16 protein-coding genes are annotated in these 14,366 nt (G+C 55.9%); 2 read left to right on the top strand and 14 right to left on the bottom strand.

What is annotated here, in order from left to right:
• Positions 1 to 33: 33 nt before the first annotated feature.
• The 11 genes from WN982_RS40780 to WN982_RS40830 all read right to left on the bottom strand — a co-directional run bounded on the left by WN982_RS40780 (position 34) and on the right by WN982_RS40830 (position 10,208).
• Complete coding sequence (locus WN982_RS40780; RefSeq protein WP_341317601.1) at positions 34 to 1,131, bottom strand: hypothetical protein; 1,098 nt, start codon at positions 1,129 to 1,131, stop codon at positions 34 to 36.
• Between the two features lie 44 nt (positions 1,132 to 1,175).
• Positions 1,176 to 2,531 carry a DNA (cytosine-5-)-methyltransferase gene (gene dcm, locus WN982_RS40785; protein ID WP_341317602.1) on the bottom strand — a complete coding sequence of 452 codons (1,356 nt, stop codon included), beginning with the start codon at positions 2,529 to 2,531 and terminating at the stop codon, positions 1,176 to 1,178.
• A 329-nt stretch (positions 2,532 to 2,860) separates the two neighbouring features.
• Positions 2,861 to 3,349: a hypothetical protein gene (locus tag WN982_RS40790; RefSeq protein ID WP_341317603.1), complete on the bottom strand. Its 489-nt coding sequence runs from the start codon at positions 3,347 to 3,349 to the stop codon at positions 2,861 to 2,863.
• A 312-nt stretch (positions 3,350 to 3,661) separates the two neighbouring features.
• The gene (locus WN982_RS40795) at positions 3,662 to 4,267 is read right to left on the bottom strand and encodes a hypothetical protein (protein ID WP_341317604.1); all 606 of its coding nucleotides are present in this window, start codon (positions 4,265 to 4,267) and stop codon (positions 3,662 to 3,664) included.
• Positions 4,268 to 4,405: 138 nt separating this feature from the next.
• A complete protein-coding gene (locus WN982_RS40800; RefSeq protein ID WP_341317605.1) occupies positions 4,406 to 5,044 on the bottom strand; it encodes a hypothetical protein in 639 nt (212 codons plus the stop codon).
• Between the two features lie 593 nt (positions 5,045 to 5,637).
• Entirely contained in the window at positions 5,638 to 5,853 is a 216-nt protein-coding gene (locus WN982_RS40805; protein ID WP_341317606.1) for a hypothetical protein, read from the bottom strand.
• Positions 5,853 to 6,107, bottom strand: a complete 255-nt coding sequence (locus WN982_RS40810; protein ID WP_341317607.1) for a hypothetical protein — start codon at positions 6,105 to 6,107, stop codon at positions 5,853 to 5,855. The genes WN982_RS40805 and WN982_RS40810 overlap by 1 nt, the downstream gene beginning before the upstream one ends.
• 1,513 nt (positions 6,108 to 7,620) lie before the next feature.
• Positions 7,621 to 8,262 carry a DUF429 domain-containing protein gene (locus WN982_RS40815; protein ID WP_341317608.1) on the bottom strand — a complete coding sequence of 214 codons (642 nt, stop codon included), beginning with the start codon at positions 8,260 to 8,262 and terminating at the stop codon, positions 7,621 to 7,623.
• 522 nt (positions 8,263 to 8,784) lie between these two features.
• Positions 8,785 to 9,051: a DUF1488 family protein gene (locus WN982_RS40820; protein ID WP_341317609.1), complete on the bottom strand. Its 267-nt coding sequence runs from the start codon at positions 9,049 to 9,051 to the stop codon at positions 8,785 to 8,787.
• 236 nt (positions 9,052 to 9,287) lie between these two features.
• Positions 9,288 to 9,527 carry a DUF2442 domain-containing protein gene (locus WN982_RS40825; RefSeq protein WP_341317610.1) on the bottom strand — a complete coding sequence of 80 codons (240 nt, stop codon included), beginning with the start codon at positions 9,525 to 9,527 and terminating at the stop codon, positions 9,288 to 9,290.
• 195 nt (positions 9,528 to 9,722) lie between these two features.
• Positions 9,723 to 10,208, bottom strand: a complete 486-nt coding sequence (locus WN982_RS40830; RefSeq protein WP_341317611.1) for a response regulator — start codon at positions 10,206 to 10,208, stop codon at positions 9,723 to 9,725.
• Positions 10,209 to 10,460: 252 nt separating this feature from the next.
• Here WN982_RS40830 and WN982_RS40835 point away from each other — a divergent pair, with 252 nt between their 5' ends.
• Positions 10,461 to 11,330, top strand: coding sequence for a histidine kinase dimerization/phospho-acceptor domain-containing protein (locus WN982_RS40835; protein ID WP_341317612.1), 870 nt, complete (start codon positions 10,461 to 10,463; stop codon positions 11,328 to 11,330).
• 255 nt (positions 11,331 to 11,585) lie between these two features.
• Complete coding sequence (locus WN982_RS40840; RefSeq protein WP_341317613.1) at positions 11,586 to 11,816, top strand: hypothetical protein; 231 nt, start codon at positions 11,586 to 11,588, stop codon at positions 11,814 to 11,816.
• 52 nt (positions 11,817 to 11,868) lie between these two features.
• Here the strand turns inward: WN982_RS40840 and WN982_RS40845 are convergent, their stop codons facing one another.
• The 3 genes from WN982_RS40845 to WN982_RS40855 all read right to left on the bottom strand — a co-directional run bounded on the left by WN982_RS40845 (position 11,869) and on the right by WN982_RS40855 (position 14,310).
• Positions 11,869 to 12,297, bottom strand: coding sequence for a VOC family protein (locus WN982_RS40845; RefSeq protein WP_341317614.1), 429 nt, complete (start codon positions 12,295 to 12,297; stop codon positions 11,869 to 11,871).
• Positions 12,298 to 12,942: 645 nt separating this feature from the next.
• Positions 12,943 to 13,215 carry a hypothetical protein gene (locus WN982_RS40850; protein ID WP_062091079.1) on the bottom strand — a complete coding sequence of 91 codons (273 nt, stop codon included), beginning with the start codon at positions 13,213 to 13,215 and terminating at the stop codon, positions 12,943 to 12,945.
• Between the two features lie 336 nt (positions 13,216 to 13,551).
• Positions 13,552 to 14,310, bottom strand: coding sequence for an IclR family transcriptional regulator (locus WN982_RS40855; RefSeq protein ID WP_341317615.1), 759 nt, complete (start codon positions 14,308 to 14,310; stop codon positions 13,552 to 13,554).
• Positions 14,311 to 14,366: the final 56 nt, after the last annotated feature.

Consider the following 14,366-nt stretch of genomic DNA (forward strand, 5'->3'; position numbering starts at 1 on the left):
TGGTGTGGTATGTGAAATACGCGTGCGGATGACTCAGAAAGGGACGTCGTCCGCCCAGAGGTCCAGACGACTCGTCGGCAGTCCTTCTACGCGGTTGACTATGAACCTGCATGGAAGAAGGTCATTCGTTACGGTAGAAGGCACGAGAGCCGGATTCCTGAAGGCCTGTATTTCTAAAGACTCTGCGGAGGCGATTCGCGCTTTTCCCGTCATGCCACGCCACGGATACTCGACGAGAAGTGCGTGGTCTGCGAACACGTATACAACCGTCAGGTGGCTTCGAATCTCTTTTAGCAGATTGCGGTTCGCGATAACTGGAATCCGCAACAGACCGCCTGCAAATACTTCGAAAGTGGCTGGCTTTCCAGAGACGTCAATGCCGAAAATGAGCTTTGACGCCGCGTGGGTGAGTGCCGAGTGCTCGGACTCGTTCAGCGAGTCACATCGGATGACGAGAACAGATTGCTCGTCAATCAAATCCTGGATTCGCTCGGGTAGCTCTTCGTAGAGGACGCGACCGTACGTGCCGGTATCTTCTGTCGGCTCGACAGGTTCAAACAGCTGCGGCCAGTCGACAGGAGTCAGACGCGAATGTTGCGCCTGGCGAGCGCTGTCGTGTTTGCACAGACGCGAACGAAATCGCCTGCGCTCGATAAGCGCCTGAGCAGCCCTACGCAACCCTGGGTGTCGGAGGCTGTTGATTGCAAACTGGCGTTCCGAGAAACTGAGGGTATCTAGCCAATTCTCATCGTTCAGCAAGCGCCAGGTATCGTCGTATGTGTTGTCGGCGTACACGGAAGCACAACGCATCACGTCGCGATATTGTTCGAGCACATCTCGCATCAGAGCTACATTTTCGGCGTCATACGAGGCAGGGTTATTCCACGAGGTACCTAGAACCCATGTGCCTACAACGTCTGGGTCAAGGGATTCGTAGTAGGCGGAAGTCCCGTCATCGTGAACATCAATGAGGCGCGCAGCTTCGCTAAGGGCGCGTTGCAAATCCCGCGATGGATAGTCTGCGCCCGCATCGCCAATATCGGCCATAGCGTCGTCGGTGTAGTAGCGTTGCGATTCCTCGTAATCTTCGCCGTGGACGCGTTCGCGGAAAGGTTGTGGGTCGAGTATCATTGTGTCCTTCAGTTATTTTCGTGTGTTTGGTATAGCTGCGCGTTTTATCTTGCGTTCGCGTATCGGATGTGGGCTTTGTGTAACGCCTCGCCAATACGGGTCACGAGAGGCACAACTAGCGCGTTCCCCATGAGTAGTGCACGCGTGGCGTCGGACACTCCCGGTTGAGCGGTGAAATCGCGCGGAAATCCGTTGAGCGCTTCGAGCTCGTCGGGAGTCAGGCGGCGAAGCAGGCCACTAGACTCACGGATGACATGTTTCGTGCGTGTTGCAGTAGTGCCGCCTTCCGACGTAATAATCGTCCGTGACGGACGGTCTAAATCGTCAGGGAACGCCATCGCGCCCTCTGAATAGTTATATTCAAAACCGTTCTTCGTGCGAGGCGTCTTCTTTGCACCCTTTGCGGCGCGCCACTTCTCTTCGTCCTCCGGTTTCACATAGAAAGCGGTCGGAACCGGGCCAGTCTCTTTGACGATATCTCCAAGCGTGAGTGGTTTGGCGTGACCGGTGAACTCGGTGAAGTCGGCGATGTCTGTCGCATTGACCGCGAAAGTTCGAACTTCACCGTCGAGCATGACCCCACAGTTTGAAAATCGCGATTTCCCGTTCGAGAGAGGGCGATATTGCAACTGCTCGTCGAATGGCTCAGCGCAAATGTTCAGTGCCGGAGCGGCGCCGTCTAAAGGGTTACGCGGAACGCTCGGAAATGCCTCGTTCAGAATGGTCTGAGACAGCCACGTTGAATCAGGAGACTCGGGACCCTTCGAGCGTAAGGTCTGATGCAAGGTCCGATATGCGTCCGTCGACTTGTGATAAGCAACAATAAAAACGCGTCGACGACGTTGCGCGTAACCGTAGTCAGCTGCGTTGACGACTCGCCATTCAGCCGCATATCCGAGTGAATTTAGCGTAGCGAGGATGACGGAAAAATCACGCCCTTTGCACGATGCAGGACTGGAAATCAACCGGTCAACGTTCTCGAGTACGAGGTATTTGACTGGTTCGCCGTCAGCAATTCGCTGCTTCAGTAACGCTGCGATGGACCACCAGAGGACACCCTTTTTCCCTGCAAGACCGTTCGATTGAGACAACGGTTTAGCTACCGAGTAGTCTTGGCACGGAAAGCCGCCACACACCACGTCGGGCGCAGCTTCTCGTATTGCTTGTTGGCCTGATTCTGAAGCGAGGACAGCGAAAATGTCTTCGTTGATATGCGCTTTCTCGGGCCAACGCGCCTTGTAGATATTGCTTGCGTGCTGGACTTTTTTCGACGGCTCGAATTGATTGCTCATTGTGACCTCAAACGGTGTGCCATGAACAGATTCCAATCCGAGACGGAATCCTCCGACACCTGCGAAAAGTTCTGTAACCTTAAGTTTCGTTGTGACCTGGGACGACATCCTGCTTCCTTATTGCGTTGGTGGAAGCAGGTAAAGCGACGCGTTTTAGCCTTTTGCCGAAAATTCTCAAAAAAATCTCGAATCATGCTGATGAGGAACGATTCGAACGAGCGTGACAAGGTTTAGGCTGGTCAAGGCCAACTAGGGAGTTACGGAAATGTCCTTGAGAATGTACGACTCAGCGCGGAGCCGCGAACGTTGTCGATATGAGAGTCACGTGCAGTTGCGTATGCGAGCGATTTAGGTCTCTACAGACGTGACCGCGCACAGCCCTGCTGAATGACCAGCGGCCGTTGTCGAAAATGACAGGCGTCAGATTTGTGTTTTGCTCAGGAAGGCGTTGCTATGTCGCTAAGGTCGATACAGCTAGTGACGACAACGACATTGCGTGGAAGATTACCGCGCAGTCGCCGTCGAATTTCGTCCTCGAACGACAAGCCGGCGTCGTTCCAGTCCGTGCCAAGGCACGCATTTGCGTTTGCAAGCAGTGTTTCGAGTTCATGCGGATAATATGGGTGAACTACCATCACGCATGAATCCTGGCTCGCATAGATGATGGGGAATTCGGTCTCAAATGCCTGATACAAGCATTCGCGCAGGCCATCGAAATCGATCAGCAAGGTCTTGTGGTCGAGAGCAAGCACGGCTTTGAACTGATTCGTATCATCGGACTGCAACGCAAGCTCAACGTATCCGATCGACGTGTCGGCGGAACCAGCGGCTGCGGCGAGATCCCAAGGTGTTTTCGCGGCGACGACGAGGCATCTTCTTTCTGTAAATTGCTGAGCAAGTTCATGCGGTAAGTCCGAGCGATTCATAAGGAAACAGGTATCGCGATGTTGCCGAGACAGGTGCCATATATGGTCGAGAACGGGCGCGGAGCCTTGGCATGTGAATCGTCGCACCGTGCCAACGGGACTGCCAGTGACGGCACTTGTGCTTGATCGCAGCGGAGTTTGACTCTCCACGGAAGCATCAACGTCAGTTGACGTTCGGCTTGCATCAGATAGCACGGACATCGGTATAGATGAGTTTCGCAAGATGAGCGAACATGTGTCGGGACTAGAAAAAGCAGCGAGAACAGGTCTCGCTGTTTGATAGAAATTCGTTAGCGGATGATTTGGAATCGCCTACGCAGAGGCTTCCACATTTTCTGCGTCAATGGTCTCGATGTGTCGGTTGTCCAGAATTCTCAGAGGAGTCGTCTCCCACGAAGCGTCATCGGCCTCAGCCTGCAACTCAGCATAGGTTAGGTGATTTCCGGATTGAGCGACTATGCCGCAAACAGACAAGTTCTCGATGAGTTCATCGTCCAGGGAAATTTTTTCCAGGAGAATTGCATCCGAAAACAGGTAGACAACAAGTAGGCGCCGAGGTTGCGGGGCATTCCAAGCTGCGAATGCATGGTCTGGCAGCGCGATTTTGTCTCCACGAAGAAGAAGCGTCGCGAAACGCTGATCGCTAGGCGTAGTGATGACCATGCAGCTAGCGTTAGTCGTGGTTTCAGGAAATTCTGTGGCCGATTTCGTGTGAAGTGCGACAAGGACACAGCAGTCGTCTGGCAGCACTTCTTCGTTTATCAATAGCTCGTACGGGTCAACGAAAAACGAAGCCACGTGGTCAATGTGGTCAATACTAGCGAGATAATTCTGGATGGACCTCATCAACTGCGCATCAACGTCGGAAGAAGACAGTTGCTTCTGGCTAGGGGCGGCTTTTTGAACTATTGCTTGCATCGGGTTTCCTGGTTAAATGTCCTGGGCGAGCGCGGCGAACGCCGCACTTCAAGCCTCCGGGCGCATGAACTAAACAGCAGGTGTTCTGTTATCGTGTAGCGAAGAGTCGACGCGTAGGTAGTGTGCGCGTGTTTCTGCTTAAGACCGCGTCATCGGCTGGCGTGCTGCATCGAGGACATCAGGGCGAAACTGCGCGAAGTACTCAATAGTGGCGTCAGTCAGTTTCTCGGTAGAAAGCATGCCTACCTCGATTGTCAGGTGTTGTTTCTCGATGCGAAGAGGTCCCTCGTTCGCCTCGTGCATCGCGTATTGTTCGAGAAGGCCCGCCTCTCGCAGGAAAATTGAGCTCCGCACAAAGTTGAGCGGGTCATGATGTTTGACTTCGTCTCGCAGACGGTCGAATTCGTCAAACGCCAGGTTACGTGCGGGCTCAATCGCGCGCACCAACTTTTTGCCCATGACCATCTGGATCTGGAGACCACCGCTCTCGCGCCACGAATCGAGCAGCCGACAAACTTCAGGGTCACCGAAATCACAGGCGACGAGGTAAAAACAATCGTGGTGGCGAAGGCGGAATACGAGCACTGGGCCATCAGGCGTTCGGAAACTTAGCAGCGAGAGCTGATGATCCTTGCCAACGTACCGCGCCCACCGGGGAGACCTGGTTTTCACGAAGAGAAACGGCTCGCCAATGAACGGTTCAAGTCTGGCAGGTCCGGAGCCGTCCTGCGGTTGATAAATTCCGATTTTCGCGCTGAGAACTGACTGGTCTTTCATAATCTGAGTAATTGACGGGGTTAGGGCTTGAAAGGGTGTTTGTGCAGCAATTCGGTGTGAGGATCATATTTATGATTTGCGTATAAAACAAGGGTTTTGAAAAAATATCCAAGTATTTATACGGGTCAGATTTTGGTAATTTGTTTCGACAGTTGAGTGCAAAGGTTTAAGCATCAAAAAAAGCTTTAAAAACAAATAGATAATTAATGTTATGCATGCCAATTCTTCATTGCAACTGGCGCAAGAGAGAGGATGAGAAAGAGTTTTTAGGTTTTTTGACGGCACGCGGACATGCTGATTCGGATTAAGGTTGCTGGACCTGCGTGGCCAATATAATGTGCATTTCGATGGTTTGCACAATATATTGGCCACCTAATACGAACATGGTTGCGACGCGGCCGATGAGTGCTCGGAGGTTCACAAACACCGGAGCCCTCCTGGTATCTGCGGCTGGCACTGCAAGGCGCTACATATATAGTGATCCCAGGACCCCACTGAGAAGCACACGGAAGATAAGTTGCTGGGGGAATCACCCAGCGAGTCTGCTCGAAGTTGAAGAACGTGACTCGGCAGAAATCGCGTCACTGTCGGCCTCAACCTTCCGAGTCTAGGTGGCCGGACGTACTGTCTCCGGTTTCTTGGTCCTCTGCATCCAGTTCGGTGAAGAAATCCTCGGCGTCACGAAAATTTCCCTGCGCGATATTGTGTTTGTCCAACTCGAGGATCCGCAGCAGTGCGGCTGTCTGCTGGTTACGGTCGCTCGTCGAGTCCTTAGATGCATCAGGCCCGGATTTGGGAGTGTCTGTCATCACAGGTCATTGACGTCGATGTTGACTGCGCGGCTTACTGATTCGAGCCGGGACCGCGCGAGTGCCTCGAGTTCATACCTATCATGCAGTTCAGCAATCTGTGCCATCAGCGCGGGTGACACCACACAGAGAACCGGGCGATGATCATGATTGAGCACAGCCACAGGCTGACGACTCGCCGCTTCCATTACTGCCTCGAGGTTTTCGGTGAGATCAGAGATGTGAATGACAGGGAGTGCTTGGGTTTTTGCCATGATCGCATCACCGCTAGATAAAGACTGAAGTCATCTTATGCCGCTCTGCGCGAGTCGGCTCAGCGAAATTCCCGATACGCGATAACGTAGGGGAAACCGGTCGTTCTTTGGTCGATGGGAGCGACGAGCGTCGACAGTATTATGTAAGTAGACTTGATCGTTCCCTTACAGTGCCCGTTGGTTCAATGGTCTTGCCCGCCGCCTTTGAGCGGGTAGGACGCGCGACAAGACGGAAATGTAGAAACCGAATTTTTCGGCTCGCGTTCGGCTATCGAAAAGAAGTAGGATTTGTACCGTCGTGCGAAGCCCGTGGGACGCGGCTGTCACGACTTTGTGTGTACCACCTTTCGCGAAATTGGGCGCGTCCGGTCGTTTGTTCGCGACTTTTGATTTGCACACTTGGAAGCCGATTCTGCGAAAAACTTTCTCTAGTTGGGTCCGTCGTCACGACTTAAATGTGCAATGACAGCTTGATCTGAAAGAATAAAGTCCGTCACGCTGGGTTGCGCTACGTGGACGGAAGCACCTTCACACAACTTGGGGGCTTCTCCGATAAGAAACCTGCTGGTTTGCGATCAGCATTGCCAGAGCGTTGAGAATCGGTGGAATCTGGCGAAGTCTGTGACGATGGAATCAGGGGTAGCATGGCAACGGCCCCTGTGCTGAGGTGCATTAATTTCGGTTACGAAGCTTCGATTTAGTTTTGGTTACATGGCTCTTCGGTTCCCCAGTGCTTCCGCCGTTCCTCCTTCGGCGTTGGAAGAGAACGCAGAATCCAACCGCGACAAGCAAGGCCGTCATCAGGATGGCGCTCATGCCGGTCGCGCTGCGGGATTCGCTTGCGCTAGAAGGAGCAGAAGCGACCGTAGGTGAAGAGGCTTGAGTCTCGACAGGCCGCGGAAGCGCCACGCCGGCGGCACTCCCTTGACGCACAAGAGATGCTTCCGATGTCGGCAAGGCTTGGGATGCGGGAAGGGCGATTGCTTCCGAAGTGGGTCCGACAGGGGCCATGGCAGTAGCCGAGGCCATAGCCGGAGCCACTGCAGCGCGAGAAGTGGCTTCGACAGACTTCGCCATCGCTGCCCACCGCGCAAATACGCCGTCGATGCAGTGGACGTCAGTGCAAGCGTTGCGCGATTGCCTCCACTGGGCTAGTTGTTCGGGCGAGAGCTTCCCACTGGTCAGCAGAGCCCGCTGCTGCGCGAAGATACCGTCGTATTCATTGTTCAGGATGGCGTGGTCGCATATCACGCGCTCTGCCGGTTGCCGCGTGGTTGCACATTGAATATCGCTCGCCCATGCTCCGGTTGAACCAAACGCTGCCAATGACAGCAGCAAGACCAAATGTCGTCTTAGATGCACCAGTCCTCCTGGAATGTGATTGCCGTGATTAAATTGCGGTCGCTTGTGAGCGAACTCCAAATTTGTGCCCTTCGTACTCAAACGACACTTGGCGGCTATTCCGCATCAGGCGTGCCAGTTCAATCGCGAAAAAGGTCTGACTTGACTTCTTCTACTTTGACCGCACGAAGCGTGGGACCACGATGAATCCCCCTGGCTCGTCGCCATACGTATCGACTCTCCCCTCAAGTAGATAATTTGCCGTCAACGCACACAGCGCCGCATCAACGTCGTCGATAGACCTTAGTGACATTGCTTCAACCCCCTCACGTTGGAGGATTTCTCGGCGCTGAGTTCCCTTTTTCTTCGCAGATGCGACTTCCTTCCCAAGGAAGGCGCAAGTTATTGCGTGGGGAAACGTCTCAAAGCACACGCGGTCACCGATTTCTCCACCACTATTGAAAACAGGAAAGTGTGGCGCGAATGCGTTATATACACGCTCGCCATTGAACATCCACCCGTAGAAATTGCTCTTGCTGGCCATGGCCCGTTCGCGAGTCGGGGTGGCAAACGAAAAGATTCGTTGCTGTGCAAGCGCCTTCTCAGCTTGCCTTCCGGCTTGACCATTCCGCCACCGGCAGGGTGCATCAATACCAACCGCTGCAACCTCAAATTGGAGGCACTTTTCGAGCATATGCTCCGGTACCTCCTGGCTAAGGTTGCACACAACCTGGGTACCGCGCAGGATAACTAGATGATTTCCCTTCCGCTCTCCGCCGATATCAATCCCAGCTACAGCTCGTCCTGAACTCATAATGCAATTGCCTTTTTGATAAGTCCCAGCGTTCGCATGGGAGGAACGCAAAATGGACTACTGCACTCTCGTCGTTGAACAGCATGGGCGCCGTCACGCGGTTTTTTCTACGCTGAACCCAACGCAGTATCCTTCCGATTTGGTGAAATCCAAGCGTGAGGGCACTCGTGCCCTTTCGAGATTGAGCAAGCGTTGCGTCAATGCTGACCGGCGTTAAGCAGCATCCAAATCTGCCGCGTCGGCGGCCCGGCGAGAATTCGCGCAAACACCGCGCGGCACCGAACGCAGGTGTAGTGCTCTTCTGCTCGCGCGTCTTTCACCGCGCCGGCACCGTTAAGCGTGAGGGGGCCTGGTGCGGAAGCTCGGCCGCCGACTTACCGTGCAGGTCTGCGCATCGCGCGCAAGGTTGAATCCAAAGGTCCATTCGTCGGTTGCCGATAATTGGCAGACAATTTCGGTTGCGCGAGGAGCGATGCCGCTCGATTTACCTACTTTAACCACGCCGACACTTGCCCGGACGCTCTATTTCCTCGGGTCGAAGTCGTCGACGGTCAGCACGATACGCTCGCCTGGTCGAGCGCGGGCCTTACGTTCCGCCAAAGCCACGATGCGCTTGCGACCTTCGGAGAAGGCCTTGAGAACGCGCGCATCTGTTGCTCCGGGTTGCACCCAGAAATGCTGCTCGAGTGTCTCGCGCGTGACGATGCACGCGACGCCGCGACCACAGAGTGATAACGCAAAAACGACACCGTCAGTTGAAACACTGGGTTCAAGTTCAAGGGCTTCCACGATAGACGCTCGACAGATTGTTTCCACGTATCGGCTTATATCGTACGGGCGAGACGGCAGAAATTTCAACAAAATCTGAACGACGCTCGTCACTTTTGCCCAACATTGAGCGTTGCGGAAGCGGAGGTGCGGTGCTGACATCGCCCTGCCGGAAGAAACAAGCCCGCAAGTCGAGGACGGAGAAATCGCGGCGTCGGGTTTGACGGATAACGTCGGATACTGTGCAGGAAAGGCCGCTAGTGTTGCGTGCTGTCTCGCGAGGACTGGAACAAAGCGGTGATGGTCATCTCTTCGTCCAGTTCCGGCCAGTACAACTGCTGGCGGTCCAAAGAGATTGCAAAATGCCCGCGCTCCGCTGTTGTAGCTGCGCGCAGGACAGGGAACCGGTCCAGTGGAAACTGGACAGCCCGACCGTCAGCCAGGTCGAGAAACAGGTGCCGACTGTCGAAATGCACACTTACCACCCCGCAGTCCATGGCCGTCTCCTGAATGAGAGCAACTTAAAGATAGGCCCCCGCAGGGCGCCATACAAGAAAGAATGCTGGGAAGCAGGACTGCGTCCGGGTCGAGAGTGAAGTGATGCGTCTCTTCATTTTCAACGCGATGTCTCCGGTCAGCGGTTTGCCAGGTCTAACCGTCGAAGTTACGGCAAGGGACGCCGGCGGGATATCTCATCGCTTGAGCGCGTGAGCCGACGCGCTTGAACCGCGCCCCTTCAGGAGAGTGCGAATTTCCCTTATCAGTCGGGCTATGAGCGTGGGTTTCGGCAAAAGGACATCCCACAGCGGCTCCGTTGGATAAGGGGGCGACGCGGCTGACAGCATGACCACGGGAATGTCGGCTGTCGCCGCGTCGTCCTTGAGCCGCCGGCATAGTCCAACACCATCCGTGCGCGGCATCATCCAGTCCGTCACGATGAGAGTCGGCCGCTCGGTAGCAATTGCAGCGAGCGCGGCTTGTCCGTCGGGCGCCTTGAGCACCCGGTAGCCTTCCGGCTCGAGCAGCAGCCGAAGCGGCCGCAGAATATTCGGGTCGTCATCGACAAGAAGCAACGTCACCAAATCAGTCACCATCTTCAGCCAGACAGATACATGAGCGCCGCAATTGATGTTCCCGGGCCCCTGCATTGTCCTGTCGCCAGGAGCCGGCGTTGCCACCGCAATTTTCGGGTTGCAGGAGCTACAATTCATTCCGACAAAGTAACTTCTTCCGCGCATCCGTAATACAAATTACAACCGGGAGGGCTTATGGCCAGACCGTCTGCGTCACCCGCAGCGGACCGCGCGCGACATGCAGGCACGTTAATCACCGCGACACTCGACGAACGCTCACATCGCGCACCCGACTTCGCTGCAGAAAACGATGCGTTGCATCGGCTGGCACGGGCGCTCACGTCGCCAGACGACGCCGTGCTGCAGACCCTGGCCGACATGGCACTGAACCTGTGCGGCGCGGGTAGCGCCGGCATCGGCCTGCTGGAGCATTGTGCCGACGGTGCGCCCGCGTTTCGCTGGGTCGCGCTTTCGGGTCACTGCGCCACCTTCGCAGGCACCGTCATTCCGACTGACGACAGCACGAGCGGCGTCACGCTCGGGCTGGGTGAGGCGCAACTGTTCTCATATCCCCGACGCCACTTCGCGTGCCTTGAACACATTGCCCCGGAGGTGGTTGAAGAACTGGTTGTACCGATACCGGGCGAACCCGAGCCGTGGGGCACGCTCTGGGTGATGTCCCACGACGAGCGTCATCGCTTCGACGCCGAGCACCGTCGAATTCTGACCAGTCTGGCGAACTTCACGTGCGCCGCGCTCACCAACGCGCAGGCGAAGGCCGACGCGGAGGCCCGGGCGGCAGAAGCGGAGGCGGCAAGGAACGCACTGGCGGCAGCTGAAACGCGCAAGGACGACTTCATCGCGATGCTCGGCCACGAACTGCGCAATCCCATTGCGCCCATTGATAGCGCACTGACGGCAGCGCGGAAACTCTCCGCCGGACATCCCGCCGTGCTGTCTGCCCTGGATATCGCGGAACGGCAGACACGACTACTGAAGCGACTGGTCAGCGACCTGCTCGACGCGTCACGGATAAGGCACGGCAAACTTTCAGTCCGTCCATCGTATGGGTTGCTCCAGAACATCGTGGCCGACGCGGTGACTGCGGTGAAAGCCGACGCCAGCAACGGTCAGCAACGACTGCGTGTCACGGTTCCGACGTATCCGGTCCGCGTTCATGCGGACCCCGCCCTACGCTCTCCGCGGCTGGACCAGTTTAATGGCTAACCGCAAGACATCGCGCTGCCGGTCGGCCAACATGCGCGCTGCTTCTGGATGTGGGCGACTTCGCTCACGCAAAATAGTAGCGTTCAGAACAGTGCAATTGGTGCACAAGCGCAATTTAGGCATAGTCTGGAACGAGCGCGTCGAGACGGCGCCACCATGGCGCTGAAACGGCAGTCCCCGAAACCTGTGCGGCGAGCGGGACACACTGGGCCAAAGCGTTGGCTTTGCGTATCTGACTTTCAGGAGAACCCTGCCATGTTTCAGGCGTCACCGGTTGACTACATGGGGACTTTGATTTTCGCAGTCGTTGGGCAGGACATCGAAGGTTTCATCGCAAGCGCCGTCATCACTGACGAAGCGGGAGAACACAGCCAGGCTACCGGCGCGCTGGGCTCCTTTCCGACCGAAATGGAAGCGCGTCAATTCGCCATCGAGTATGCGAAAGCTGAAATCGGGCGGTGCGCCCTGATGAGACTTATGGGTTAGCCCCATCGTCTCCGTCCAGGGGTACCCCAATCGACCGGCAAGACGGTTGACGTTAATTTGCTGCTCGCATCGAAGGCGTGAAGGTGATGCCGACCAGGAATCCTTCCGGTGAGATGAAATGACTGACGGTCTGGCCCCAAGGTTCTTTCCTGCTCTTGACGAGCATCCGATATCCTCGCGATTCAAGCTCCGCCGTTGCCTGTTCGACGCTATCAACATCGAACTCAAGCCAGGCTTGTGGAACAGGAATGTCGTCGGGCCAGGAGTCTTGACCAAAACACGACTGGGCCGCCTGCGAGAGGGGCCACAGGGCAAAACTTCTGGCGCCGTCCAGCGCCTCCGTATGAAGGTAACCGCCGCTTTCCTCGTTGAAGGGAATGCCGAGGTTCTCCCTGTAAAGCTTGTGGCTTGCCTCAGCATCACGGACGATTGGACCAAAGCCCGCGATGAACAGAATTCTGATGTTGCCGATTCGTTCCATGGCCTTTCCCCCTTCCAACAATGCACACCGTTCCGGACAAACGTTAACTCATCTTTCCTCTGTCCGCACGCGTGCCACGTAACGATTGAACTCAACACGACCTCGCTCATCACCGCCGCTGACGTAAGACGGACACCTGCGTAACCTGAAGTCAAAGCTGAAGTATGAAGTCTGGTCGCACAAACGCAACCAGCGGCGACGCAGAACCTGCCCGTGGCACAGCGCGCGTCCGGCCCTTTCGTCAGGGCAATCCCGCGCAAACGGACATATCCTCGGAAGAGGTGTCGGGAGAAGATACCTGCACACCGAGAATGTCGGGCAAAACGCCCCCGTAAGTTCCGAGGTAGCAATTGCATTCCTGAAGCAGATTATTACGTTCGCCAATACCGCTCGCGACAGCGTGCGCAAAGCCGCGAAGCAGACAGTTGACGTTGCGCAAAGTAGCGTGAACGCTGCAACGGAAACGGCTTTGGAGACGGCGCAATCCGCTGAACCGGCGGTTGAGAGCGCCGCGAAAGCAGCGAAACATTGAATTTCGTAAGCGACGGGGAAAGAAGGAGAATTGAACCTCAGACCATTTGAGGTAGGCGCATCATTCGTGCCCCACGCCATCAAAAACGAACAACGAATCGATGTCTTTCGCGGTTAGTCCCCAAACGGGTTGCCGGTGTCTTTCACTTCGGTATTGAGGTTGTATTCCGCACGCACGGCCTTGAGCACGCCCTCGATGTCGCGCTCGAAGCCGACCGCGTTGCCGAAGTGAGTCATGTTCCAGTTGCAGCCTGTCTTGTCAGCCTCTTGCAACTGCGGCCGCGGCACACGAATCTTCACGCCATCCTCGACGATTTCCTGCAGTCGATGGATTCGCCGGTTGACCTCCTGCTGTAGTTGCGAAGCGTTGAGCGTCTTGCGTATCATCCAAGTCTCCTTCCGGTTGCTCAAGCCAGTCTAGCGCAAGGGAGGCGTTCCGCGACCTGGCGCTGAAATGCAAAGTGCCTGAGAGAGCAGGCGCCTTGGTTCGTCGGGGTGCGTCAGTAAGTCAGTACGCGACAATCACGACGACGCAGCCGCCAATGCCACGACCACCGATGTGCGCACCGTCCCCCGCCACCACCGATGTTCGCCCGGCCAATCACTATGCCGCGAGCCGATGCTCGTAGTAAGGACGGTCTCTGTCATCAAGTATCGCCTACATTGCCTTCAGGTTTGAACTGAGCAATGAGAGTTTCCATGTTGGGCCATGGTCCCAAATTCTCAGGACACTTGCTGGCCGAGAAGCCGAGATAGAGCGACGGTTGCACGCTTAAGCAACTCTGCGAACTGCTCGACCCGCTGCTCGGTGACCCGGACGCTCGGACCAAAGATGCATATCGAGCCTGCGACTTGATTGGCCCCGTTGAAGAAAGGTGCCGCCACGGCGACGGCGCCATCAATCAATTCGTGGTGACTCGTACCGAACCCTTTTAAACGGATTTGTTCGATGTCTTGAATCAACGCCGACACATCCTGGGTAGGGTCGACGAGATAACGCGTTAATTCGTCTGGTGTGAGTCTCATTTGCGAAAGAATCGTGCGGCCGCTGGCGCCGCGCACAAGCTTTTCGCGGTATCCGACACCGCGTCGAAAACTAAGCGGCTGATGACTCTCCAGTTCCGCCACGCAAAGTCGATACGTGTCGTCTGGAACAAACAGAGCCACGGTCTCGGATGTCGCTTCCCAGAGGTTGCGCAGCACCGGCTGCGCCAGCTCGGCGATTCTGTGTTCGCTTAGCCAGACGTGGGCTAATTGAGCCACCGAGCTTCCCAAGTGGAACCGCTGCGGTTCACCTGACGATGCGAGGAACCCGGCCTGCTCCAATGTGTTTAGCAGCCGATACAACGTCGGACGGCTGAGGTTCACTCGCCCAAGCAACTCAGCGACGGTCAGAGATTCATCTCCCGGTCTGAACGCCAAAAGTATTTCTAAAGCTCGCTCAACCGCACGAACGCTCTCGTGCCCCTTTTTTTCTTCCATGTTCCGCTGTCCCCTTGGGCGATGCCGTCTGCGCCATTGTAGAGAAACTACCTAGT

The organism is Paraburkholderia sp. IMGN_8 (assembly GCF_038050405.1).
Lineage (GTDB): Bacteria > Pseudomonadota > Gammaproteobacteria > Burkholderiales > Burkholderiaceae > Paraburkholderia.